Here is a 21,595-nt window from a genome sequence, read left to right on the forward strand (position 1 = left end):
CCTCCTATTATTTCAAATCAATTCCTGATTTCTTATTATCAAGAATCTTCTTAATGATTTCTGCTACATAGGCTCCAGCTTCAACGGCTGGTGTTCCGCCTTTATGAATATTGGAAACAACGGTCCGTTTCGCTTCTGGCATGCCGACCGTTGGCTTGTAAGCCAGATAAGCACTCATAGACTCAGCTGTTACCAGACCTGGGCGCTCACCAACCAGCATACAGATAACTTCTGCACCAGTCAGCTCTGCGATTTGGTCCATAGCTGCAACCCGAGCATGCTTGATAAAGAGTACTTCACCAAAGTCCAGTCCGAACATTTTCAGACCTTGCTTCAGAGCTGGCAGGAAGTCTTTGACGTTGGCCTCGATAGCTGATGAGCTAAGACCATCACCAACGACAATCTGAACTTTGGCATTAGGTTTGCATTTTTCCTTGATAATCGCCTGCTGTTCTTCTGGGAAGATGCGGCCAAAATCTGGACGTGTCAAGTACTCATCCTTAGTTGCTGCCTTGGTCTGTACAGGAATGAAGCCCATTTCCTTAACAAATTCATCAGATACGTAAGAGAAGACCGCATCCTGAGCTGCCGCATGGTCTGCACGGAAACGCAAAACACTTTGTGTCTTGTAGCGATCACCTGCCCGCCATAAGCCCAGACGTGCCGGAGTAAATTTCTTAATCTTCCTGTAGGCTTCTTCATTGATGGCATTTGGAACCAAGAACTGTTCCTGAATATCTACTTCTGTTATATCAGGAATGATGCCATCTTCAATCACTGAAGTGTCTTGTTTGACTTCTTCCTGCAGAGAAACCGCAGGTTTTTCAGCTTTGTTCTGGTCAGTCGCTGCTGTTTCTTTAACAGCTGAGTCGCCGCCCATCTCATTTAACAATGAGCGAATCATTTCTTTTAATTGCAATTCATCCACAATGATTTCCTCCTTGCTAATTTGATTTCATAAAGATGGAGCCGTCTCCGCCGATTTCTGTCAGGTGACCATCTTCCATCAAGCCCATTTTTTCCATCCACTCTTCAAATTCCTTGATCGGACGTTTATTGAGAAGTGAACGCATGGTTGCTGTTTCATGGTAACCAGTTGTTTGATAGTTAAGCATGATATCGTCACCATGAGGAATCGCCATGATGTAGTTAACATTAGCTGCTCCGAGAAGAACCAAGAGATTTTCAGCGTCGTTTTGGTCAGCCTTCATGTGGTTAGTATAGCAGATATCACAACCCATTGAGATACCAGTCAGTTTGCCCATGAAGTGGTCTTCCAAACCAGCACGGATAACCTGCTTAGAATCATAGAGATACTCAGGTCCGATGAATCCAACAACGGTATTTACCAAGAATGGATCGAAGCGTTTAGCGAAACCATAACAACGAGCTTCCATAGTCACTTGGTCTGCTCCATGGTGAGCATCAGATGAAAGTTCAGAACCTTGACCTGTTTCAAAGTACATGACATTCGGTCCAGCAGCTGTTCCCACTTTCAGAGCTGTATCCCAAGCTTCTTGAATGATTTTAGCATCAAAACCAAAGGCTTCATTTCCTTTTTCAGATCCAGCGATAGATTGGAAGACCAATCCTGTCGGAGCACCTTGATTCATGGCTTCAATCTGAGTAGTAACGTGAGCCAACACACAGTGCTGAGTTGGAATCTTGTACTCTTCGATGAAGTCGTTAAACTTATGCAAGACCCGTTTGGTACTTTCTACTGAGTCGTCCACTGGGTTCAATCCTAAGAGAGCATCCCCACATCCATAAGCAAAACCTTCCATAGTAGAAGCCATGATACCGTCTGGATCGTCTGTGGTATGGTTTGGTTGAAGACGAGAAGAGAATGTTCCCGGCATACCAATCGTTGTATTGGCATGTTTGGTAATGACAATCTTATTGGCAGCTACAATCAAGTCCAAGTTGGTCATCAACTTAGCCACCGCTGCTACCATTTCAGAAGTCAACCCACGAGACAGCCACTGAATATCTACGTTCTTAGTCTTGTTATCCAAGATCCATTCACGCAGTTCTTCTACTGTCCAATTCTTAATCTTTTCGTAAGTACGAAGATTGACGTCGTCAATGATAATCCGTGTTACCTCATCTTCTTCATAAGGCACTACCGGATTATTGAACAAATCAGACAGTTTTAGCTGAGCTAGTACAACTTTAGCAGCGACACGCTCTTCGGCAGATTCTGCTGCTACTCCGGCCAGCTGATCCCCGGATTTGTACTCATTGGCTTTGGCCAGCACTTCTTTTACGGATTTAAATTCGTAAAGCCGACCAAACAATTTTGTTTTCAAAATCATGGATTACTTCCTCCTTTGTGTAAATAAAAGTTTAATTAAACACCAATGTTTTCACAACAATCGGTAAGACCGAGCCTTCAATGACTGGATTACCAATATCGATATAGTCGCCATTTTGAACATCCACTGAGTCAATGCACACAAATGGATAATCCTTAGGCAATTGAGCAAAGAGACATTGACCTAAAACCTTGGCCATATCTTCTCTGACAACCACTAGCAACGGAATTTTCTTTTCAATGCTTTCGCTCATTCCGCTGACAATAGCCTCTGCGTATTCCAAAACCCGGGCGAAGCTTGGGCTTTTTTCTCCATTGATTGCCAAAGCCACCTGCTGGACTTCATTTTCCAGTGTGAACCAGGCCACCTTGTCCTTGATAATCTGCTGCAGCCCCTCCTTGTCCTCATGCTCATCAGAAGCGGCCAATTTGAGAACTGGAATGTTCTTAATAGGGAGGATATCAGAGATGTAGGTAATGGTACTGCCGCTGACATCGGTCGTATGGCTGCCCGCTCCAACAACGGTTGCCCGGATGGTCTCAGCTGACTGGATGACTTTCTTTTGATCAAAAATCTTGGATTTTCTCAACGCCCTGCCAAGCAGGATACCGATATCCCCATAGCGGAAATCATCCGCCGAGGTCGTTTCCAAGTATATTCCATCAGCTACACCACCTGAGAAAGATACGCAGTGGAGATCATAGTTCAACTTGAGACCGTGGTTGGTCTGTAGGAGCTCATAGTAAGGACTGTGATTGTCAATTCCTACAGACTGTTCTAATACGGAGACCATTTCTTGAATCAGCCGATCCAAATCAGCCCGATGGACCGTTTCACCAACTGCCAGCTGAAGCCCCTGCTCTGCAATGATAGTCTGCAGTTTTGGAGCAATATAGCTAATCCGCTGGGTCTGCGGATCCATTTTTATCAGCCGACCTCCGATATCAAAACACCCTGTATCAATCACATCTCCTTCTCGGAAGACTGCCAGATTGGAAGTCCCCCCACCAATATCAATATTGACTACTGATGTATGATGCTCTTGAGAATACTGATGGCTGCAGGCCCCTTTACCAGCGATGATACTCTCAAGGTCTGGGCCGGCCGTCGCAACGACAAAGTCCCCAGCATAACCACTCAGCGCTTGGAGCACCTGACTGGCATTTTCCTTGCGAGCCGTCTCACCAGTAATGATGACTGCCCCCATCTGAATATCTTTTTTCTGAATGCCTGATTTCGCATACTCATTCAGAACAAAGTTTTTGATCTTATCCACCTCAATCAAAAGTTGATCCGAAATTGGCGTGAAGATAATTTCACTTTTATAAAGAACTTTTTTATCTGTAATATAGACACGAGGAATAGTAAACACAGAAGCAATATTCTCGATGGTAAGCTCTGATAAGATCAGCTGTGTAGTGGCTGTCCCGATATCAAGCCCCACACTCAAAATTTTATCTGACATACTAAAAACCTCCAAAAAAAGACGCTCAAAGCAATGCAAACAAACAGAGTTCATTTACATTCTTCAAGCGTCATTGCTTTTTTCGACTGACATCATTGTTAGTCTGGTAGTATTTATTTTTTAAAACGAATGGTCGTTGTCGTCCCCTCATGGTCTGAGTGGATAGACAAGGTTCCAAACAATTTTCCTTGGACAAAGCGCTCCACCAAGAGTAGACCCAGATGATTTTCAAAGGAATGCTCTTGATTGTAACCGCTACCATTATCCAGTACTTTTAAAGTTATTATATCATTTTTAAGTCCAACCTGCAAACGGATTTGCGGTTTTTCTGGATTTTTTTTGTCCTTAAAAGCATGTTCATAACTGTTCTGCAGTAATTCATTGACGATTAGCGCCAGTGAAGTGGCTCGGCTGCTATCGAGACAGAGTTCCGGTTCCAGGCTGTAGGTCAGGGTTATTTCCCTATGCCCAGAAAAACAACGCTGGACATTTTCAATAACTTTCTTCAGCAGATGCTCAATCTGAATGCTGTCATCCTGCTGAGAAGACAGGAGCTCGTGAGTCGCCGCTATGGAGAGCACACGATTCATACTATCATTAAGAGCTTTTTTGGTGTCTGCTCCTGGACTTTGCTGAGCCTGTAGTCGCAGCAAGGAAACAACAGTTTGCAAGTGATTCTTTACCCGATGGTTCATTTCACGAATGGTAGTTGTATGGGTTAAGAGCTGCGCTTCCTTTTCCTTGATGTCTGTAATATCCTTACAGATCATGACCACATTTTCACTCTCAGTCAGCAAATAGCGTTTGACCAAAAAGCAATAAGTGCCATAATGTACCTCAACTTGGTGAGGTTTTTCTTGAGGGGCTTGCGGTCCCAGTTGCTGGATTTCTTCAAAAGTCAGACTGTCTAAGACTAGATTGCTGTAGTGCATTCCCTCAATCGAGTCCATATAGCCCAGCTTATGACGATAAGAATCGTCAGCTGCTTGATTGAAATACTTGAGATAACCCTGCTGGTCAAAGACCAGACAAGCTTCGTCAATATGATCAAATAAAACAAACTGCTCTTGCGCCGAAATCTCAGGAGTGCTCCGTAACTCAAAACCCCCGTCCTCTTTATCTAAAGAAAAGTGGTCCGGCAAAGTCTGTGGAGCATTTCTTTCGATAATCAGCGTTCCAATGACGCGCTCTTCTCTCACTATCGGAAAGACCGTCTGATGGATGGCTAAGCCCTCCTGTGATCTAGCCGAAAGCCCAATCGAGGGAGCGCCCGTCTCCAAGGTCCGGATAACACCTGGCTCATTTTCCAGATAGGCCATAGCACCAACGACCGAGTTTTCGTACAAGCTGAGCTTGCTTTCCGGTTTTTTGTGAAAGATGACAATGGCATGTTCCGAAAAGATATTCTTTACGTCAATGAAGACATCTTCATTGGCATAAGCTGAGTTTTTCAATAATTCGTCAGCCTCTTGGACAAGATGCTCGATATCAGCCTCATCCAAATTTGTCTGTTCCTGACAAAGCTGCTTTATCTTATCTCTATACATCATTACACATCATCTTGGAGCACCAGCAATTTAGCAATCTCAATCATTGGCACTCTCTTTTGCATACTAATTGTTCGAATGCGCTTGAAAGCTTCAGGCTCTGACAAATGATCACGAGCCATCAGCAAGCCTTTGGCCTTTTCAATCACAATCCGATCGTCTATCTTTTTCGACAGCTTGACCATTTCATTGGACATCTGCTGAAGCTGGCGGCCCTTCTCAATGCAGATCTCTACCATTGGAATCAAGGACTTGGCATCCAAAGGTTTAACCAAGTAAGCACTAATCCCATTGGTTTTAGCTTTTTGAACATAGTGTTCATCGCTGTAGGCTGACAGTAGAATCACACTGTAAGCTAAAGCGTCTTCGAGTATCTTCTTACCCGCTGTCAGGCCATCCAGAAGCGGAAGCTTGATGTCCATCATGACCAAGTCACAACGATATTTCTGACACAAATCAATAGCCTCAAAGCCATCGGATGCCTCAGCCACCACTTCATAATCAGCTGCCTCTAATATATTTCGGATATCTAATCTTACAATTGGATCATCATCAACAATTAGTATTCTGCCTTTCATACTTCCCCTCGACAGTTTGATTTTTTATGTCCGCGTTACGACAGTGCTGGAGAAGCCTAAAATCTCTTCCAGACCTTGTAAAACGGCAATGAGAGCTGCCTCAACAGAAGAAACGTCACCTGTCATCACGACAGAGCCGCTGAAACGATCCACAAAACCAACTTGAACATCCGCAGCCTTGGTCGCAATATCAACCGCAATGATAGCCGCTTCACTCGGAGTGATCGTCAAGATTCCAATCGCATCCTTGATTTCTGCCTGCAATCCCAATTTTTCAAAAATGACTTCATCAGGATTTGCGATAAGGTGCGCCAAGGTCACTTGTTTCCCAGGAACGTATTCCTGTATCATTCTTTGTTTTTCTTCCAATTTAGTAAACCTTCTTCATGATTTTAAACGTTCAGAAGTGTACTGCATGCTCTTAATCATTATACAATAATTTTGGCATAACAGCAATTCAGAGGATTAAAACGCTTTCTCTAATACTTTAAGCAGCTCTTCTGCCGTAGGGACGCGAGGGTTAGTCGGAGTACAACCATCATGCAGAGCAGCTTCTGAAATTTCTACCTTGTACTGAGCAAAAGCATCTGCTTTCACACCATATTCTCTTAGAGAAGTTGGCATCTCCAGCTTTCTTTGCAGTTTCTTGATAGCTTCAACCAGCTGTCTCACTCCTGACACAGGGCTTGAAGCACTGCATCCCAGTAGTTTGGCAATATCCTGATAGCGGCTCGCTACAGTCTTGTCTGTCGCCTGCCGGTTCCGATTGTTGAATTCGATACCAGCATTATACTGAATGACATGGGGCATTAAAATACTGTTTAAACGACCATGAGGCACATGGAACTTAGCGCCTGCCGCATGTGCCAGACTGTGATTGATACCCAAAGAAGCTGTGTTAAAGGCCATACCAGCCAGGGTGGATGCTGCATGCATCTTTTCACGCGCTTCTACATCCTGACCATTTTTGTAGGCTTTAGGCAGGTATTCAAAGACCAGCTTAATTGCCTTTTCAGCCAAGGCATCAGAGAAGTCCGTAGCCTTGGTCGATACATAAGCTTCAATGGCATGGGTCAGTACATCCATTCCAGTGTCAGCCGTGATGTTACCAGGAAGTGACAGAACCAAATCCGCATCTAAGATCGCAACATCCGGAAGGATTTCTTTGGTCACTAAAGGATATTTGGTACCTCTCTCTGCATCCGTGATGACAGAAAAGGACGTTACTTCAGATCCAGTTCCGCTTGTTGTAGGAATGGCGATGAGAATAGCCTCTGAGAAGGCACCCTGCTTCTTGGCAAAATAATACATAGCCTTGGAAGCATCAATGGCAGAGCCGCCACCAATAGAAAGCACAATGCTGATTGGTTTGTCTCCTGCACTCTTAATACCAGCCACAACTGTTTCGATTGGCGGATCAGGCACAATATCTGTGAAAACAACAATATCATTGCTGTCATCAAAGTTGGCTAAAATAGCATCCAGCGTGCCAGATGTCTTCAAAAAAGGATCGGCAACGACTAAAATATGCTCATTTTTATAATGGCTTAATTGCTGCAGAGCGCCCTTGCCCACATGCAATTCAGTCTTATAGGAAATCTTATACATCTTTTCTCCTTTCTGTTGTATCTATTTTTAAACAAAAAGAAGCTATATGAAAATAAGACTGCTCCCCTACACACGTCACAGCATTTTCATATAGCTTCATTGCTTATTTATCTTCAGTACCCCTTTGTACTATATTGAATTATAACACAAAAGCGCTTTCATGGCAATGAAAAAGTCATTAATATAAGAAGTTTTTAGTGCCGCATCTCCTTACAAAGCCAAGCTTATTTGAAGAATTAAATTTTTATTAAAATTTAGTTCATTTTCCTTGTAATTCCCTGTGAAAGGTGTTACAATCTAGTTACTAGGAAATTGATTTTAGTACTTTTAAGGATATGGAAGTCTGGTGCAAATCCAGCGCGGTCCCGCCACTGTGATAAGTTTTTCAGCTTTAAGTCAGGTCTTTATTCTTAAATTTTAGTAGATTTCATGCCTCGATGTAAGGTAGTGATGTCAGTTTGGAACAAACATTTTAGCTTAGTTTCCATTATTGACTCTACGTTTAAGTACGTTAATTTTCTAAAGATGAGGTTTCACTTGTCTTTCTGCAAAGGAGCAGAGTCAATAATTGGAAAGCTAGTGCTAATCAACGAAGCTTAGCATGAAGATACAATGATGTATAGGCGGCTTTCTTTTTTAGAATATCAAAATAAGTTCTGTCCTTCCAAGACTTGGTAAAGTCAATTTGGAAAGACAGAACTTTTTCTGTTTCTTTTTGTCACTGGCGTTTTCTTGCCCAACGCTCAACATCCGCCTTGGTGATATTGTGGAAGACCTTGGCACCTCTTTCATAGGCGATGTCTTCCTGGTTTTTAGTAAAGTTGATTACTCGAGCCAAGGCAAAGAAGTAATCTGATAGACGGTTGACAAAAATCAGGACATTATTGTTAATTTCTGTAGTCCACATAGCCCCTACGATATGACGCTCTGCCCGTCTTGCAATGGTCCGAGCCACATGAATCATGGAAGCAATCTCGTCACCGCCTGGCAAGATAAACCTTTCCAGAGCCGGTGGAATTTCTGCGTAGGTATCAATCCTCTCCTCAATCCAGTCAATCAGCTGCTGATCGACTTTGTAAGGGTAAACTCCCTGAGGAGTAGAGAGGTCTGAACCACAGTCAAAGAGATAATGCTGCAGCTGGAGCAGCTCATCTCTCAGCTTATCATCCTTGTCCAGCTTGGTAATGGTATAACCAATCCAAGAGTTCAGCTCATCAATGGTTCCGTAAGCATTAACTCGTTCTGCATCCTTGGCGACACTTTGACCGCCAACTAGCTTGGTCAAGCCCTTGTCACCTGTTTTTGTATAGAGTTGCATATTTTTCCTCCTTTAAGTCACATTTTTGCGAATATCAACATAATCTTCTTCTTTCAAACTGCCTTCTGCAAAGGTTGGCATATGCTCCATGGTATAAACAGCATTTTCCAGCAGAAAGAAAGCCAAAGGACAGCCCGAGCCTTCACCTAGCCGCATATCCAGCAAAAGCATGGGCTCCAGTCCTAGAAAGTCACTGACCAGTCTGTAAGCAGGCTCCGTCGAAGCATGGGAAGCAAAGCTATAGTCCAAGACATGAGGAGTCAGCTGATGGGCAATCAAAAGCCCCGTCAGAGAGATAAGACCGTCCACTACACAAGGCAGCTGATAGCGGGCACAGGCGAGATGGGTGCCTGCCATAGCCAGCATATCTAGCCCACCAAGCTTAGCGGTCAGATCCAGAATATCTCCATAAGGAGCTTGACGATCCAAACATTGCTGGATAATAGCTGTCTTGTGAGCCTTCATATCCTGAGTCAGACCAGCTCCATAGCCTGTGACGTCTTCTGCTTTGAGACCGAGAACTGCCGCAATGACAGCAGCCGAGGTGGTGGTGTTGCCAATCCCCATTTCTCCTGTTCCAAAGAGACGATAGCCGTCTTTGATCAAGGTCTCTGCCTTCTTGTAGCCGACTAGAACTGCCGCTATAGCCTGCTCGCGAGTCATGGCCGGCTCCTTGAGCATATTACACGTCCCGTGACAAATCTTATCCTGATTTTCCTCAAAGATATCCTTCTTGCAGCCAATGTCTACCAGACAGATGTCTGAACCTGCATGTTTGGAAATAGCACACAAGCCTGACTTCCCCGCTAGAATATTGCGAGCAACAGTATAGGTCGTTTCCTGAGGATTGGCAGAAACCCCTTCAGCCACAATGCCATTATCTGCCACATAGACGAGAACAATCTTCTTATCCAAATCAATGGGACCAGAAGACATGGCATACAAGCGAGCATAGATGGTCTCAAGCTTTCCCAAGGAGCCCGGCGGCTTTCCTAGCTGATCACAGTAGCGCTGGCCTTCTTGAACCTTGTCTTTGTCTAATGGAAGAATCTGCTCAATAATTTTTTCTAAGTCTTTCAAACTAGTCTATCTCCTCCCTGACCGGCTGCACCCCTTCAAAAATAATCCTGCTCAAGGTCCGAGTCTGATAATAAGCCCCACTGGCTGAGCGAGCTAGCTCAGACTCTAGCTTAGGCAAGACTTCTAGCTGTTCCCTGCTCAGCAACAGACCAACCAATGTACCACTATGGGCAACATTGAGACCTAAACACTGGTATTTTTTTACCAAAGCCAGTAATTCTTTCAGATAGGGTTTGGGTAGCCGTTGGTTGTTCAACAAAGCACTATAGCTCGCTAAATGGCCAAGTTTTTCCAAACTCTTCTCCTGACAAGCCTCCTGAAAGAGAGGAAACAAACGCTTAGACTCCTCAGCCGGATAGCTAGGACTGTCCTTCATCCGAACCAAGTCAAGAGTTGTCACCATCTCCACAGGCTCCAAGATATAGACATAAAGCTCCGGTCGCCAGTCTGTCTGCCAGACCACTTGACCAGTCAGGGGATTAATGACCGTCCAGTCCGCAAAAGCCACCGAGTCAGTAGGCTCAATCTTGGCACAGAGACGAGTCAAATCTGCGGCTCTTAGAGACTGCTTTTGTCCCAGAGCAGCTGCTTGCAGGCAGCTAATCATATCAGCTGTGCTGCTAGAATAGCCCTTGCTGATAGGCAGATCTGATTCCTGAACAAAAGAGAAAGCATTGGCCACAGGCAGGAGCCCCAAAGCTCGCCTTACCTTTTCACCTTGGGCTTGCCTTGAGAGAGACGAAGCCCCGTCCAATCTCACTCGACTGCGCTTCTCAATCCCATAGGAGAGCAGGACCTCCTGCTCTCCTACTAAACCTTGAAATAATTCACCGCAGGAACCTGGACAGGAAACCATTACCTTAGTCATAAGGAACCTCTTTCGCCAAGACCTCTGTTAGACAAGCCAGAAGTTGTTCATTCTCCTGATGGCTGCGGATGGCTATGCGGTAATGCCGTTCTGTCAGATCATGATAATTTTGACAGGAACGGATAAAAATCTTTCTCTGCCGAAGCTCCTGACGCAGGGCCTGCCGACCTAAATATTCAAAGAAGATATAGTTGACACTAGGCTTGACCGGTCGAAGCTGTGAAAAAGAAGTCAGCCCTTGGAAAAGGAAATCCCTTTCTACTCGAAGCCACTGCTTGGTAGCTTGATGATAGGCCAGATCTTCCAAAAGGACAGGCAGGGCCTGATCAGCCATAGCATTGACCGACCAAGGAGCGCGGCTCCCCTCTATCTCTTCAAAGCAAGTCGGATGACAGCTAAGAGCATAGCCCAATCTCAGACCAGGAATAGCATAAAACTTGGTCAGAGACCGCACCACTACTGCATTTGGATAGGTGGCCAGACGTGAGACGAAGCTATAGTCCTCCTCATCGTCCAGAAAGTCCATAAAAGCCTCATCCAGTATCAAAAAGATTTGCCGCTCCTGCAGGTCCTCAGCCAGCTTTTCTAGCTCAATACGCCGAATCAAGGTACCCGTCGGATTATTAGGATTGCATATGAGCACAGCGTCTCCTGCAGTCAGTGAATCTAAGGCTGGCAACATGTCAGCTAGATCCCATTCATAGGATGGAGAAGGAAGGCTAAAGCGCTCCACCTTGGCCTGCACTTGCGAGAAAGCTTTCTCATATTCCATGAAAGTAGGGCTCAGAGTCAGGACAGTTTTTGGACGCAGGAAGCGGGCCAGCTCGTAAAAGACTTCTACCGCACCATTTGCCAGCAGGACATTGTACTTTTCTAGCCCATGATGATGTGCCAAAAGCTCTCTGGAGTGGCTGTAGCTGATGTCTGGATAATGAACCAGCCAATCAATGGACTCGGTCAGACAAGCCCTCAGCTTTTGAGAAATCCCCAAAGGATTGATATTGGCACTGAAATCCAGACAGTCTTCTAGAGAAAAACCAAATTCCTCAGCCAAAGCTGCCGCATTTCCTCCGTGCTCTACTTTCATAAATAGACATTCCTTCCTCGTTTCCTTATTAGAATCTAGTATACCATATTCGGTTTCTCATCCCTAATCTGACTCCAGATAAGCCTGGAGACGGTCAATTCCTTCATTTTCCGTCGCTGATATTTCAAAAATTTCCTTGGCACCGGCTGCTTTCAGTTGCCGCCGTGCTTTTTCGATCTGCTCTTCCTTATCAGCCATATCGATCTTGGTGACAATGCCAATCACTTCTTGATTGAAGAGGGAGGAAAAGCCCTGAGGAAAAGTCTGCATCTGATTGGAAGCTGCTACCAAGAGACCAATCACATCGGCATCTGCACCCGTCACGTTCAAGGCATTATAATACCTACGATGCTGAAGAAATTCTCCAGGAGTATCAATGATGGTATCATGAAACTCAACCGCCTGAGTCTTATAGTAGGTCAGCTCCAAACCCTTTAGTCGCTGAGTCAGAGTGGTCTTACCCACTCCGACCGGACCGACAAACATGATTTTTTTCATATCTTGCATCCATTCCTCTCTATAACAGGGGACTGCCCGCTATTTGCTGAGCTGGGCTTCCTTACTATCTAGTTTGATAGTTTCCCTGCCGTTGAGCAGTACACCTTTATTTTCATCGCGGCCTTGCAGGTAGTAAAGGGCATCTTCCTGACCGTATGTTTCAATTGCCTTGGTTTGCAAAAGACCGATTCCCTTGCTAGGATCTCTCAGAAGATTGAAGATGATACCCATTTGCAGTTTAGGGAAGTCCTTGAGCATAGCATAGTCACCATTACTGTCGCCAGCAATCAGGATTGGTTCTTGATTGTCATGATTGACAGCAATCAGCTTCTTGATGGTTTCTGTCTTGCCCTCACCTTGAGTCTGAGCATAGTTAGTATCATATTCTGGCTGAATCACTCCCTTATCATCTTTTTTCAGACGCATAGCAGTGACATTTTCTTTAGGAATATTGTAGCCATACTTAGAATTGCTAGCATAAGGGATAATCACATCAATATAAGACGCTGAGCAGATATAGACATCAATGCCGTTAGCCATCAGAGTCTTGTAGAGATTTTGCATTTCCTTGACTGAGCGAACACCGCGCTTGAAGGTCACAGTGATTTGGCCTGACTCACCTTTCAAGCCTTCAGGACTTTCCCAAGTTTCAGAAGTCAGCTTGTCCTCAAGAGCCTGGTCAATAGACTTTTCAGATAGGGCTTGAACTTCTTCAGAAGTCATACCTGCATAGAGGTAAGTCACCCATGGATAGCTGATGTCAGAGCTGAAGGTATCACCAATCGCTTCGTAAAGATAGCGGAGTTTAGCAGCAAAGTCTTGGTATTCATCGGTCTTTTTGACTTCTTCCAGAGACTTGTCCCCTTGCATTCCCTTATAGCTATTATAAATAGCCGTGTAGTCAGAGAGCAGGTCGGCCGCAATCTTGTCAATGTTTACTGGCTCACCATCTTTATTATGAAAATCTTCAACAAAATCGTCGCTCGGTATATTGGTCCGCACTGCTTGGTCAAATTCTTCCGGCGTCATCTTAAAGGCCAGATTTTCAATTTGATAGGTAAAGGTTGCTTCGCCGATGTCATTAATGACTGTTGTATTGTCCCAGTCAAAGACGGCATAAGGTTTTTTATTTTTATCATAGCTAGAGCTGGTGTTCCCATTTTCCTTGATGAGCTTGGTCAGACGGGCATAAAGCTTGTCTTCCCAAACGCCCTTATCCAAAGTCTTAGCCTTGTCCTTATCCGTTGTCTCTGTCTTAGCCGAGGATGACTCAGTCGTCGTCTTATTATTCCCCGCTTGACAAGCTCCCAGAAGCAAAGCCAAACTACAAAGCAGCACAATTCCTTTTGTCCGCATAGAAACAATCCTCCATAAAAAATAATAGTGCGCAAAAAAATGGCATAGAAAAACCCTTTGATTCTGAAACACTCGCTTCATTGCGATCAAATCAGGCTTCCTTGCCATTTTCTATACTGTTATTATATTATAAACTATCTGGCAGACTTTGTCAATAAAGCGCTTTCAGATTTGTGAAAAAATAAAGGCAGAGAAATTATTTCTCTACCTTACTGATTAAAATGCATATACTCTAATCTTCTCAACAAACGTATTGGAGGAAACCAAACGTATTCAAGACTAGACAGATAATCCCCTTCAATTCTACCATTTTTCAGGCACTTGATTTCTCCAGCCTGTGAAAACTTGTGCATAGCCCAATAGATACAAGGGTGTCAATGCGATGCTCAAGCCTACCAAGGCAATAATCATATAGATTCCTGACAGCATAAACAGGCGAGTGACGACTGCTACTGCTGCTGACAGGCAGCACAGGACGATAGCATGAATCTGCAAAATGTTGATCTTTTGTTTCTGTTCAAAATATCTCACTTTTGACACAATAACCATCTGATACAGCAAATTTATCAGTTGGTAGGACAAGCTCAATATAATAAAAATCAGGAAAAATGCTAGATAATGCTCACCAAAAAAGAGAGAGCCCCAAAAAAGTAATTCAAAATGCAGGAATAGGTAAGAACTGGTCGGAACGACCTGCAGCACCTTGGTATCAAAAAACTTTTGGAACAATAAGAAGGCTAGCAACAAGATAGCGATGTGCCCAATAGTAAACTGCATGACCATCATGCTCCGCTCATGCATCTCACCGCGTAAGAAAATCGAAACGATAAATACCAGCGAGATAAAAAATAACTCAATTAAACCAGCCTTATAAAAATCCAAATTTTTGATTGGACTATCATCCGTAATAAGGACATTCAAAAACTCATAATATCTCTTTTTCATATTATAACTCCCATTTATTTAAAAAAATCCCTAAACTTTGCGGAACTTTCTATAAAAAAATTCCGCATTTCATTATATCATATAGGCTATAGGATTAGGAAGTCTTATAAAATATTGGTATATCTCTATAGGATAGTTCCTCTTATTAATCATTCGCCAAGTTGGCATTTTTCCGCTATAATAGTAAGGATGAAGATCAAAGAAGAAATTATTAACTTAGCAAAAGACATTGGGATTTCTAAGATTGGTTTTACGACAGCGGATGATTTTGACTATCTGGAGAAGTCGCTGCGCTTGGCTGTAGACGAAGGGCGAAATTCAGGATTTGAACATAAGAACATTGAGGAGCGGATTAAGCCTAAGCTGAGTCTAGCCTCAGCCAAGACCATCATCTCTATCGCAGTCGCCTACCCCCACAAGCTCAAGCAACAGCCTCAGAAAACAGCATACAAGCGGGGGAAATTCACCCCTAACAGCTGGGGACTGGACTACCACTATGTCCTGCAGGACAAGCTGGATCGGCTTGCCAAGGGAATCGAAGAGCTGACCGCTGACTTTGAATACAAGGGTATGGTGGACACGGGCGCCTTGGTCGATACTGCTGTAGCCCAAAGAGCAGGAATCGGCTTTATCGGCAAGAACGGCTTGGTCATCTCCAAGGAATTTGGCTCCTATATGTTTTTGGGAGAGCTCATCACCAATCTGGACATTGAGCCTGATCAGCCTGTCGACTACGGCTGCGGAGACTGCAACCGCTGCGTGACAGCCTGCCCTACTTCCTGCCTGATTGGCGACGGCAGCATGAATGCCAAGCGCTGTCTGTCCTTTCAGACTCAGGACAAGGGCGTCATGGATTTGGAATTTCGCAAGAAGATTAAGACTGTCATCTATGGCTGCGATATCTGCCAAATCTGCTGTCCTTACAATAAAGGCTTAGACAATCCGCTCGCAACAGAGATTGACCCTGAGCTCTCTCATCCCGAGCTCCTACCTTTCTTGGAGCTTTCCAACGGTCAGTTTAAGGAGAAATTCGGTCATGTGGCCGGTAGCTGGAGGGGGAAAAACATCCTTCAGCGCAATGCCATTATCGCTCTGGCAAATGCCAATGATCGCTCTGCCATTCCCAAAATGCTTGAAATTATCGACAAGGGGCAAAATCCGATTCATGTCGCTACAGCTATCTGGGCTCTGAGTCAGCTGGTGCGGGAAGTCCATCCAGAAATGATAGAACTGGTTATGAGCATCAAAAATCCAACACCGCAAATCCAAGAAGAGCAAGACCGTTTTCTAGAGAAATTTGGCCTAAAAGAAAAACTAGTGATAGAAAACTAAACCGCTGAGACGTAAATATCTCAGCGGTTTCTTTATTTTTCTTCTTGTTTGCGGATTTCTTTGATAATGGATCCCATCTTGACTGACTCGTCGCTGAAATAGCGGTAAAGCCGTCCATCGCCATCTCCCATGTAGCTGATAGGAGAAAAGCGGTCACTGCGGAAAGCGTCATTCTCATCAATCAAGTCCTCATCTACCACACGCCGAGTGACACGGGCGATGACATTGGTCAAGGCACCGCATTCGACCATATCCAGCACCTGACACTCAATGGATACAGGGCATTGGTCTACCAGCGGAGCATCCACCGTCTCGCCAATTGTATAGCTAAGACCGGTCAGGGCAAACTTGTCCTTGCGGCTGTTGAAGCCAGCAATTTCAGACTCTTTGGTCAAATCCTTCTCTGGGACATTGACTGTGAATTGCTGGTGCTTGGTAATCTCTGTAATGGCATTTCCCTTGGTACGCATGGCAATAACCATCATACTGCCCAAGGAATAAACCGAGCTTGAAGTCGAAATATTATAACCGTGCACATCGTCCTTATAGCCTAAAAAGAAGACCGGAAAGCCGAAGTAAAGTTTTCTCGTTTCAAAAGTACGTTTCATATATGTTCCTTTATTTTTAATTTTAAAATAGATCAGCTGGCTGGGGTATGCATCAGCTAAAATATCCCTTGTCGCCTATCAACTTTTTTGTCACGGGGTGATGAGCTTGAATAGGAAGCTCAAAGTCCTTTATCTCATCAACGATTTCCCCGTCTGCCATGACCAAAATCCGATGGCAGAGAGCGTAGCTCAGCTTGAAATCATGCGAGATGAAAAGATAGGTCAGCTGATATTTCTCCCACAAATCATATAAGAGGCGTAACAACCTTCCCTGAACAATGGGATCCAGACCGCTCAGAGCCTCATCAAAGATGAGAACATCTGGCTTTAAGAGCAGGCCACGGGCGATGCAAATCCGTTGGAGCTGGCCGCCACTGAGCTGGCGCGCTGGCTGAGTCAGATAGCTTTTATCCAGACCGACGTCTTCTAGAATGGCTTCTATCTCTTCTCTAGCCACATCTTTTGGCAGAGCCTCTGTCAAGACCTGCTCGACTGTAAAGTGTGGATTGACTGAATGGAGCGAGTCCTGAAAGACCAGCAGAATTCTCACCCCAGACTTTTTGACTGAGTAGGGCTGGCCATCCAGTAAGACCTGTCCTTGACTGGGCTTTTCTAGACCAATCAGCAATTTAGCCAGCGTGCTCTTACCACTGCCGCTCTCGCCCATCAGACCGATCATTTCACCCTTCTGGACGGAGAAGTTACAGTCTCTGACAACCATTTTACCATCGAATTTTTTAAAAACATGTCTACATTCCAGCATCTTGTCTCACCAACCGTTCGTATGGATTTCCTAAGATAAGGTCTTGGCTATAGGACTGCGAAGGACTTTCGAGGAGCTTAGCAACCGGCCCTCCCTCCATGATAACCCCCTGATACATGACAAGCATCTTGCCTCCCAGCTCCCGCGCCAAATGATAATCATGGGTCACTGTGATGAGGGTCTTGCCTTTAGCTAACTGCTCCTTTAAGATGAGAATAATCTGCTCGCGATTATGGATATCCAGCGCCGAAGTAGGCTCGTCCAAAATGATGGTCTCTGGCTCCAGGCAAAGCAAGATAGCCAGCATGACCCGTTGCAGCATACCACCGCTGAGCTCAAAAGGATATTTCTTCAAAAGTTCTTCCGGCTCTCCCAGTCTGACTTCTTTCATAGAGGCTAGGGCCTTAGTCAGACAAGCGCTCTTTGAAATCTTGCTATGGCTGCGCAGGGTTTCCCAAAAATGGCTTTGAATGGTCTGAAAGGGATTAAACATAGCCATCGGATTTTGTGACATATAGGCCACTTTCCTCCCCCGCAGCTGCTGCCAGTCCTTGAGAGAGTTGCGCTCTAGAGACATAGTGCCATAGATAACTTCTCCTTGCATGCTCAAGGATGAAGGCAGTTGGCCAATCAATATCTTGGTTAAGAGAGTTTTACCAGAACCACTCTCCCCAATGATGACCAGAGACTGACCCGCCTCCACTTCAAAGCTGATGTCCTGCAGTATGGTCTTTCCCTCAATCTGGGCTGTCAGTTGCTTTACTGCTATTTTTTCCATATCTGTTTCCAGCCTTTCTCTTCAAAGCATTCGGCAAATAGATTAAAGGCGACCACAGTCAGAAAGATAGCCAGTCCGGGCGCCAGCATCATCCAAGTTGCCGTTTGAAAATGACTTCTAGCATCATGCAGCATCATGCCCCATTCGGTAATGTTGGGCTGGACACCGATTCCCAGAAAGGAAAAGCCAGAAATCATGAGAATGATATTCCCGATATTCATCAGCACAATAATCAAAATGGGCTTGTAGATAAAGGGCAGGATATGAGTTTTGAGAATATGAATCTGGGAGAGTCCCATGGTCTGGGCAGAAATGACATAGGCTTCCTCTTTGGCACTCTTGACTAGATTGGCCGTTACCCTTGCATAGTAGACCCACTCTATGATGACAATGGCTAGAATCATATTGGTCATTCCCTGTCCCAATATCCCAACAGTAGCTAGCGATAGCAGGAAGCTAGGAAAGGCGGAAATAACATTTGCAAACCATAAGAAGGTCGCTTCAGCCTTTCCCTGGTACCATCCGATTAGCAAGCCGACTGTGACACCGATGACCACTTCCAGCAGACTGATAGCCAAGGATAAAAAGAGAGAATAACGAGCCCCGTGCAGCAGACGAGACAAAATGTCCCTGCCCAGCTGATCAGTTCCCAACAGATGAACAGCGTCAGGCGCCATTAGTTTGTTTGAGATTTCTACATGCTGGGGATCAAAAGAGGATAGATAGGGAGCAAAGAGAGCGCAGATGAAGAGGGCCAGCAAAATGACACTTGAAAAAATAAATCGTTTAGACATTGCTCCTCCTTTTTCTGACTCTAGGGTCTATCCAGAGCGGCAGCTGCTGGGTTAGAATATTATTTCCCAAGAATAATAGGCCAAATAAAAGCATGCAGCACTGGATAATGGGCAGGTCCACAGACTGCAGCGCATCTACAAAGAGGGAGCCGACGCCATTCCAGGAGAAGACTTCTTCGACAATTAAGGAGCCTGTCAGGAGATAGACCAAGGTCAGGCTCAGGCCTGTCGCAATGGCTGGCAGGGAATTTCTCAAGAGATGATTCTTGACCAGGAAGAACTTACTGACTCCGCGCAGGAGGGCATTTTCGACATGGACACTGTTCATCTGCTCCAGCACAGCCTTGCGGATCAAAGCAATATATTGACCAATCAATGACATGCTTAGGGTCAGACTAGGAAGAATCAAGCTGCTAAGGTCCTGCTTGCCCGAAACGGGCAGCCATCTGAGCTGAACAGCAAAAATCACAATCAGCATGTAGCCTAACCAAAAGCTAGGCATGGAAACGCTGGAAAAGGATAGAAAACGAGTGACCTTATCAAAGAGAGAACCCTTGTAGACTGCACTAAAAATTCCCAAAGGAATGGACGTAAGCAAAATGAGAGCAAAAGATGTCAGGCCTAGAGAAAGGGTCGACTGGAAACGCTCCAGCACCAAGGGCAGGACAGGAACCTTTAATAGATAAGACGTCCCAAAATCCCCACGAAGCGCCTTTGTCAGCCAACCTAGATACTGCTGGGGCCAAGGTTGATTGAGGCCCAGATAATCTCTGGCTTTTTCCAAAGATTGAGGAGTCACTTGAATCTTAGATACCCTTAAATAATTTTCTGCTTGATCAGCTGAGGATAGCTTGGCCAAGAGAAAGGTCAATACTGATATCATCAACAGGGCAGCTAGGAAAGAAACTATTTTTTTAAATAAATCTTTTTTCATAGTCCTTAAAAGAAAAGGGGCGGCTGATAAGCTTTTCAACTTAGCAGCACTACTCCCTTTATATTAAAATTTGCAGTTATGAAGCCAGTTTTTATTTTTTCTCAATATAGCGCAGTGGGAAAGCATTTTCTTCTGGAGCAAAGCGCATGCCATTGATTTCTCCCTTGCGGTAGACGGAAACAACGGATTGATAAGTAATTGGGATATAGATAGCTTCATCATGGAGCATAGTGAGAACTTTCTTATAACCTTCATCAACTTTTGCTTCGTCTGGCTCAACCAGAGTCGCCTTGATAATGCTGTCCATTTCTGACTTAGATGGCAGAGCTTCTAGGGCAACATTTTCTGGGTGACCATGGTCAGCTGGTGAAGTCAGGGCAGTCATCCAAGCATGCGGATCCCAAGGTGCTCCCCAAGAGAAGGTCAGCATCAAATCAAAGTCGCCAGTCTTAATATTTTCCCAATAGTCATCTTCTTCCATAGCTTTGAGCTGAACGTCAATTCCGATTTTCTTCCATTCGCCTTGGAAGTACTCAACCAAGTCCTTGTCTGTCGCCTTAGAAGAAATATAAGGAACATTTAGGCTTAATTTCTTGCCGTCTTTTTCGCGGATACCGTCAGAGCCTTTCTTCCAGCCTGCTTGATCCAGCATCTTTTCAGCCAGTTTGATGTCGTAGTCATAGGGAGTCAGATTGGCGTCAGAGTGTGGTGTAGACTTAGAGAAGATGGTATCAGCTGGTGTTTCTGTTCCGCGGAAAATGTCTTTCGCGATAGACTTTTTATCAACCGCATGGTTCATAGCCTGACGGACAGTCTTGTCTTTGAAGATTTCCTGCTTGGCATTCAAGAGCATGAGGCGGCTGGACATTGGCTGAGATACATCTGTCGTGTACTTGTCATCCTTGGCATACTTGGCAAAGTTATCCAAACCGATAACGCCATTTCCATAGAGCAGGTCTACATTTCCAGACTCAAACTCCAAAGCACGGGTTTGTGGATCTGGGATAATCTTGACCGTTACTTCTTTCATTTTAGGCTTTTCACCCCAGTAATTTTCATTACGGACAAAGGTGATGTACTCGTTTGGCTTCTTATCTTTGACAACCCATTGACCTGTTCCGATTGGCTTTTTGAGGTTATCCTTAGTTGTGTCATCTCCGTCAGGGAAGGCCGCATCAGCTACGAAGCGGATCGGACGAATCATTGATAAATCATAGAGAGTCGCACTGTAAGCTTGTTTGAGCTTGATTTCAAAGGTATGCTCATCGACAACTCGGTAGCTTTCCAGTTGGTTGGTAAAGTCAAACCAAGTGTGGTTTTTCTTATTTTCCTCTGAAAAGACGGTATCGAAATTCCGTTTGACATTCTCAGCATTAAAGTCAGAGTCGTCTGAGAATTTTGCCTTTCTCAGCTTGAAGGTATAGGTTTTACCATCTTCGCTGATATCCCAGCTTTCAGCCAAGGCTGGCTCGATTTTCCCATTGTCACCGTAGCGGACTAGGCCTTCATAGACCATATCCTGAATGACAAATTGGTCTGGATTGTAGCGATGAGGATTGACATCCCCAAAGTCCTCTCCCCAGACCATGGTGAGTTTGTCTTTTTCATTGGCTTGTTTGGAAGAATTTGAGTTTTGCTGGCAGGCTACCAAGAATAAAGGCAGCAAGAGGACAACTAATAAAAATAATTTTTTTCTCATTTTTATTGAATCACTTTCTTGT

General features: G+C 44.6%; 21 protein-coding genes and 1 riboswitch. Of the genes, 1 reads left to right on the top strand and 20 read right to left on the bottom strand.

Annotated features, from left to right (window positions below):
• Positions 1 to 7 precede the first annotated feature (7 nt).
• The 14 genes from eutC to J1C91_RS09180 all read right to left on the bottom strand — a co-directional run bounded on the left by eutC (position 8) and on the right by J1C91_RS09180 (position 14,665).
• Positions 8 to 928, bottom strand: coding sequence for an ethanolamine ammonia-lyase subunit EutC (gene eutC, locus J1C91_RS09115; protein ID WP_125438343.1), 921 nt, complete (start codon positions 926 to 928; stop codon positions 8 to 10).
• Between the two features lie 16 nt (positions 929 to 944).
• The gene (locus tag J1C91_RS09120) at positions 945 to 2,315 is read right to left on the bottom strand and encodes an ethanolamine ammonia-lyase subunit EutB (RefSeq protein ID WP_002903902.1); all 1,371 of its coding nucleotides are present in this window, start codon (positions 2,313 to 2,315) and stop codon (positions 945 to 947) included.
• Positions 2,316 to 2,346: 31 nt separating this feature from the next.
• Positions 2,347 to 3,780 carry an ethanolamine ammonia-lyase reactivating factor EutA gene (eutA, locus tag J1C91_RS09125; RefSeq protein ID WP_125438346.1) on the bottom strand — a complete coding sequence of 478 codons (1,434 nt, stop codon included), beginning with the start codon at positions 3,778 to 3,780 and terminating at the stop codon, positions 2,347 to 2,349.
• 113 nt (positions 3,781 to 3,893) lie between these two features.
• Complete coding sequence (locus tag J1C91_RS09130) at positions 3,894 to 5,330, bottom strand: sensor histidine kinase (RefSeq protein WP_125438349.1); 1,437 nt, start codon at positions 5,328 to 5,330, stop codon at positions 3,894 to 3,896.
• Complete coding sequence (locus J1C91_RS09135; protein WP_002910490.1) at positions 5,330 to 5,905, bottom strand: ANTAR domain-containing response regulator; 576 nt, start codon at positions 5,903 to 5,905, stop codon at positions 5,330 to 5,332. Before J1C91_RS09135 ends, J1C91_RS09130 begins: the two co-directional genes overlap by 1 nt.
• A gap of 24 nt (positions 5,906 to 5,929) precedes the next feature.
• Positions 5,930 to 6,274, bottom strand: a complete 345-nt coding sequence (locus J1C91_RS09140) for a BMC domain-containing protein (protein WP_002898216.1) — start codon at positions 6,272 to 6,274, stop codon at positions 5,930 to 5,932.
• Between the two features lie 96 nt (positions 6,275 to 6,370).
• Entirely contained in the window at positions 6,371 to 7,513 is a 1,143-nt protein-coding gene (locus J1C91_RS09145; protein ID WP_002896393.1) for a 1-propanol dehydrogenase PduQ, read from the bottom strand.
• A 310-nt stretch (positions 7,514 to 7,823) separates the two neighbouring features.
• Positions 7,824 to 7,972, top strand: a riboswitch (adenosylcobalamin (AdoCbl) riboswitch).
• A gap of 259 nt (positions 7,973 to 8,231) precedes the next feature.
• Entirely contained in the window at positions 8,232 to 8,831 is a 600-nt protein-coding gene (locus J1C91_RS09150; RefSeq protein WP_002910491.1) for a cob(I)yrinic acid a,c-diamide adenosyltransferase, read from the bottom strand.
• 12 nt (positions 8,832 to 8,843) lie between these two features.
• A complete protein-coding gene (cobT, locus tag J1C91_RS09155; RefSeq protein ID WP_002910500.1) occupies positions 8,844 to 9,911 on the bottom strand; it encodes a nicotinate-nucleotide--dimethylbenzimidazole phosphoribosyltransferase in 1,068 nt (355 codons plus the stop codon).
• Position 9,912: 1 nt separating this feature from the next.
• A complete protein-coding gene (locus J1C91_RS09160) occupies positions 9,913 to 10,779 on the bottom strand; it encodes a hypothetical protein (RefSeq protein WP_002910501.1) in 867 nt (288 codons plus the stop codon).
• The gene (gene cobD, locus J1C91_RS09165; protein ID WP_002910503.1) at positions 10,772 to 11,866 is read right to left on the bottom strand and encodes a threonine-phosphate decarboxylase CobD; all 1,095 of its coding nucleotides are present in this window, start codon (positions 11,864 to 11,866) and stop codon (positions 10,772 to 10,774) included. The genes J1C91_RS09160 and cobD overlap by 8 nt, the downstream gene beginning before the upstream one ends.
• A 63-nt stretch (positions 11,867 to 11,929) precedes the next feature.
• Positions 11,930 to 12,364 carry a EutP/PduV family microcompartment system protein gene (locus tag J1C91_RS09170; protein ID WP_080556617.1) on the bottom strand — a complete coding sequence of 145 codons (435 nt, stop codon included), beginning with the start codon at positions 12,362 to 12,364 and terminating at the stop codon, positions 11,930 to 11,932.
• Positions 12,365 to 12,403: 39 nt separating this feature from the next.
• The gene (locus J1C91_RS09175) at positions 12,404 to 13,720 is read right to left on the bottom strand and encodes a phosphoserine phosphatase (RefSeq protein ID WP_032912524.1); all 1,317 of its coding nucleotides are present in this window, start codon (positions 13,718 to 13,720) and stop codon (positions 12,404 to 12,406) included.
• Positions 13,721 to 14,023: 303 nt separating this feature from the next.
• Positions 14,024 to 14,665, bottom strand: coding sequence for a hypothetical protein (locus J1C91_RS09180; RefSeq protein WP_002910507.1), 642 nt, complete (start codon positions 14,663 to 14,665; stop codon positions 14,024 to 14,026).
• Positions 14,666 to 14,854: 189 nt separating this feature from the next.
• Between J1C91_RS09180 and queG the strand changes: the two genes are divergently transcribed.
• Complete coding sequence (gene queG, locus J1C91_RS09185) at positions 14,855 to 15,997, top strand: tRNA epoxyqueuosine(34) reductase QueG (RefSeq protein ID WP_002910508.1); 1,143 nt, start codon at positions 14,855 to 14,857, stop codon at positions 15,995 to 15,997.
• Positions 15,998 to 16,029: 32 nt separating this feature from the next.
• Here the strand turns inward: queG and J1C91_RS09190 are convergent, their stop codons facing one another.
• The 6 genes from J1C91_RS09190 to nikA form a co-directional block, all read right to left on the bottom strand.
• The gene (locus J1C91_RS09190) at positions 16,030 to 16,605 is read right to left on the bottom strand and encodes a flavin reductase family protein (protein ID WP_002901082.1); all 576 of its coding nucleotides are present in this window, start codon (positions 16,603 to 16,605) and stop codon (positions 16,030 to 16,032) included.
• A 52-nt stretch (positions 16,606 to 16,657) separates the two neighbouring features.
• On the bottom strand, positions 16,658 to 17,368 hold the full coding sequence (locus J1C91_RS09195) for an ABC transporter ATP-binding protein (RefSeq protein WP_002910509.1): 711 nt from the start codon (positions 17,366 to 17,368) through the stop codon (positions 16,658 to 16,660).
• Complete coding sequence (locus tag J1C91_RS09200) at positions 17,355 to 18,146, bottom strand: ABC transporter ATP-binding protein (protein ID WP_002910510.1); 792 nt, start codon at positions 18,144 to 18,146, stop codon at positions 17,355 to 17,357. Before J1C91_RS09200 ends, J1C91_RS09195 begins: the two co-directional genes overlap by 14 nt.
• Positions 18,134 to 18,940, bottom strand: a complete 807-nt coding sequence (locus J1C91_RS09205) for an ABC transporter permease (protein ID WP_061589265.1) — start codon at positions 18,938 to 18,940, stop codon at positions 18,134 to 18,136. The genes J1C91_RS09200 and J1C91_RS09205 overlap by 13 nt, the downstream gene beginning before the upstream one ends.
• Positions 18,933 to 19,874: an ABC transporter permease gene (locus J1C91_RS09210; RefSeq protein ID WP_125438352.1), complete on the bottom strand. Its 942-nt coding sequence runs from the start codon at positions 19,872 to 19,874 to the stop codon at positions 18,933 to 18,935. The genes J1C91_RS09205 and J1C91_RS09210 overlap by 8 nt, the downstream gene beginning before the upstream one ends.
• 91 nt (positions 19,875 to 19,965) lie before the next feature.
• Positions 19,966 to 21,573 (bottom strand): nickel ABC transporter substrate-binding protein, encoded by a 1,608-nt coding sequence (gene nikA, locus J1C91_RS09215; RefSeq protein WP_125438355.1) that lies wholly within the window; start codon positions 21,571 to 21,573, stop codon positions 19,966 to 19,968.
• Between the last annotated feature and the right edge of the window lie 22 nt (positions 21,574 to 21,595).

This window comes from Streptococcus sanguinis (genome assembly GCF_050222175.1).
Classification (GTDB): Bacteria; Bacillota; Bacilli; order Lactobacillales; family Streptococcaceae; genus Streptococcus; species Streptococcus sanguinis_M.

What these genes read in the sequence shown, in the direction of transcription:
- J1C91_RS09120 (WP_002903902.1), bottom strand. Translation starts at nt 2,315, where the DNA reads ATGATTTTGAAAACAAAATTGTTTGGTCGGCTTTACGAATTTAAATCC.
- eutA (WP_125438346.1), bottom strand. Translation starts at nt 3,780, where the DNA reads ATGTCAGATAAAATTTTGAGTGTGGGGCTTGATATCGGGACAGCCACT.
- J1C91_RS09130 (WP_125438349.1), bottom strand. Translation starts at nt 5,330, where the DNA reads ATGATGTATAGAGATAAGATAAAGCAGCTTTGTCAGGAACAGACAAAT.
- J1C91_RS09135 (WP_002910490.1), bottom strand. Translation starts at nt 5,905, where the DNA reads ATGAAAGGCAGAATACTAATTGTTGATGATGATCCAATTGTAAGATTA.
- J1C91_RS09145 (WP_002896393.1), bottom strand. Translation starts at nt 7,513, where the DNA reads ATGTATAAGATTTCCTATAAGACTGAATTGCATGTGGGCAAGGGCGCT.
- J1C91_RS09150 (WP_002910491.1), bottom strand. Translation starts at nt 8,831, where the DNA reads ATGCAACTCTATACAAAAACAGGTGACAAGGGCTTGACCAAGCTAGTT.
- J1C91_RS09160 (WP_002910501.1), bottom strand. Translation starts at nt 10,779, where the DNA reads ATGACTAAGGTAATGGTTTCCTGTCCAGGTTCCTGCGGTGAATTATTT.
- cobD (WP_002910503.1), bottom strand. Translation starts at nt 11,866, where the DNA reads ATGAAAGTAGAGCACGGAGGAAATGCGGCAGCTTTGGCTGAGGAATTT.
- J1C91_RS09170 (WP_080556617.1), bottom strand. Translation starts at nt 12,364, where the DNA reads ATGAAAAAAATCATGTTTGTCGGTCCGGTCGGAGTGGGTAAGACCACT.
- J1C91_RS09175 (WP_032912524.1), bottom strand. Translation starts at nt 13,720, where the DNA reads ATGCGGACAAAAGGAATTGTGCTGCTTTGTAGTTTGGCTTTGCTTCTG.
- J1C91_RS09180 (WP_002910507.1), bottom strand. Translation starts at nt 14,665, where the DNA reads ATGAAAAAGAGATATTATGAGTTTTTGAATGTCCTTATTACGGATGAT.
- queG (WP_002910508.1), top strand. Translation starts at nt 14,855, where the DNA reads ATGAAGATCAAAGAAGAAATTATTAACTTAGCAAAAGACATTGGGATT.
- J1C91_RS09190 (WP_002901082.1), bottom strand. Translation starts at nt 16,605, where the DNA reads ATGAAACGTACTTTTGAAACGAGAAAACTTTACTTCGGCTTTCCGGTC.
- J1C91_RS09195 (WP_002910509.1), bottom strand. Translation starts at nt 17,368, where the DNA reads ATGCTGGAATGTAGACATGTTTTTAAAAAATTCGATGGTAAAATGGTT.
- J1C91_RS09200 (WP_002910510.1), bottom strand. Translation starts at nt 18,146, where the DNA reads ATGGAAAAAATAGCAGTAAAGCAACTGACAGCCCAGATTGAGGGAAAG.
- J1C91_RS09205 (WP_061589265.1), bottom strand. Translation starts at nt 18,940, where the DNA reads ATGTCTAAACGATTTATTTTTTCAAGTGTCATTTTGCTGGCCCTCTTC.
- J1C91_RS09210 (WP_125438352.1), bottom strand. Translation starts at nt 19,874, where the DNA reads ATGAAAAAAGATTTATTTAAAAAAATAGTTTCTTTCCTAGCTGCCCTG.
- nikA (WP_125438355.1), bottom strand. Translation starts at nt 21,573, where the DNA reads ATGAGAAAAAAATTATTTTTATTAGTTGTCCTCTTGCTGCCTTTATTC.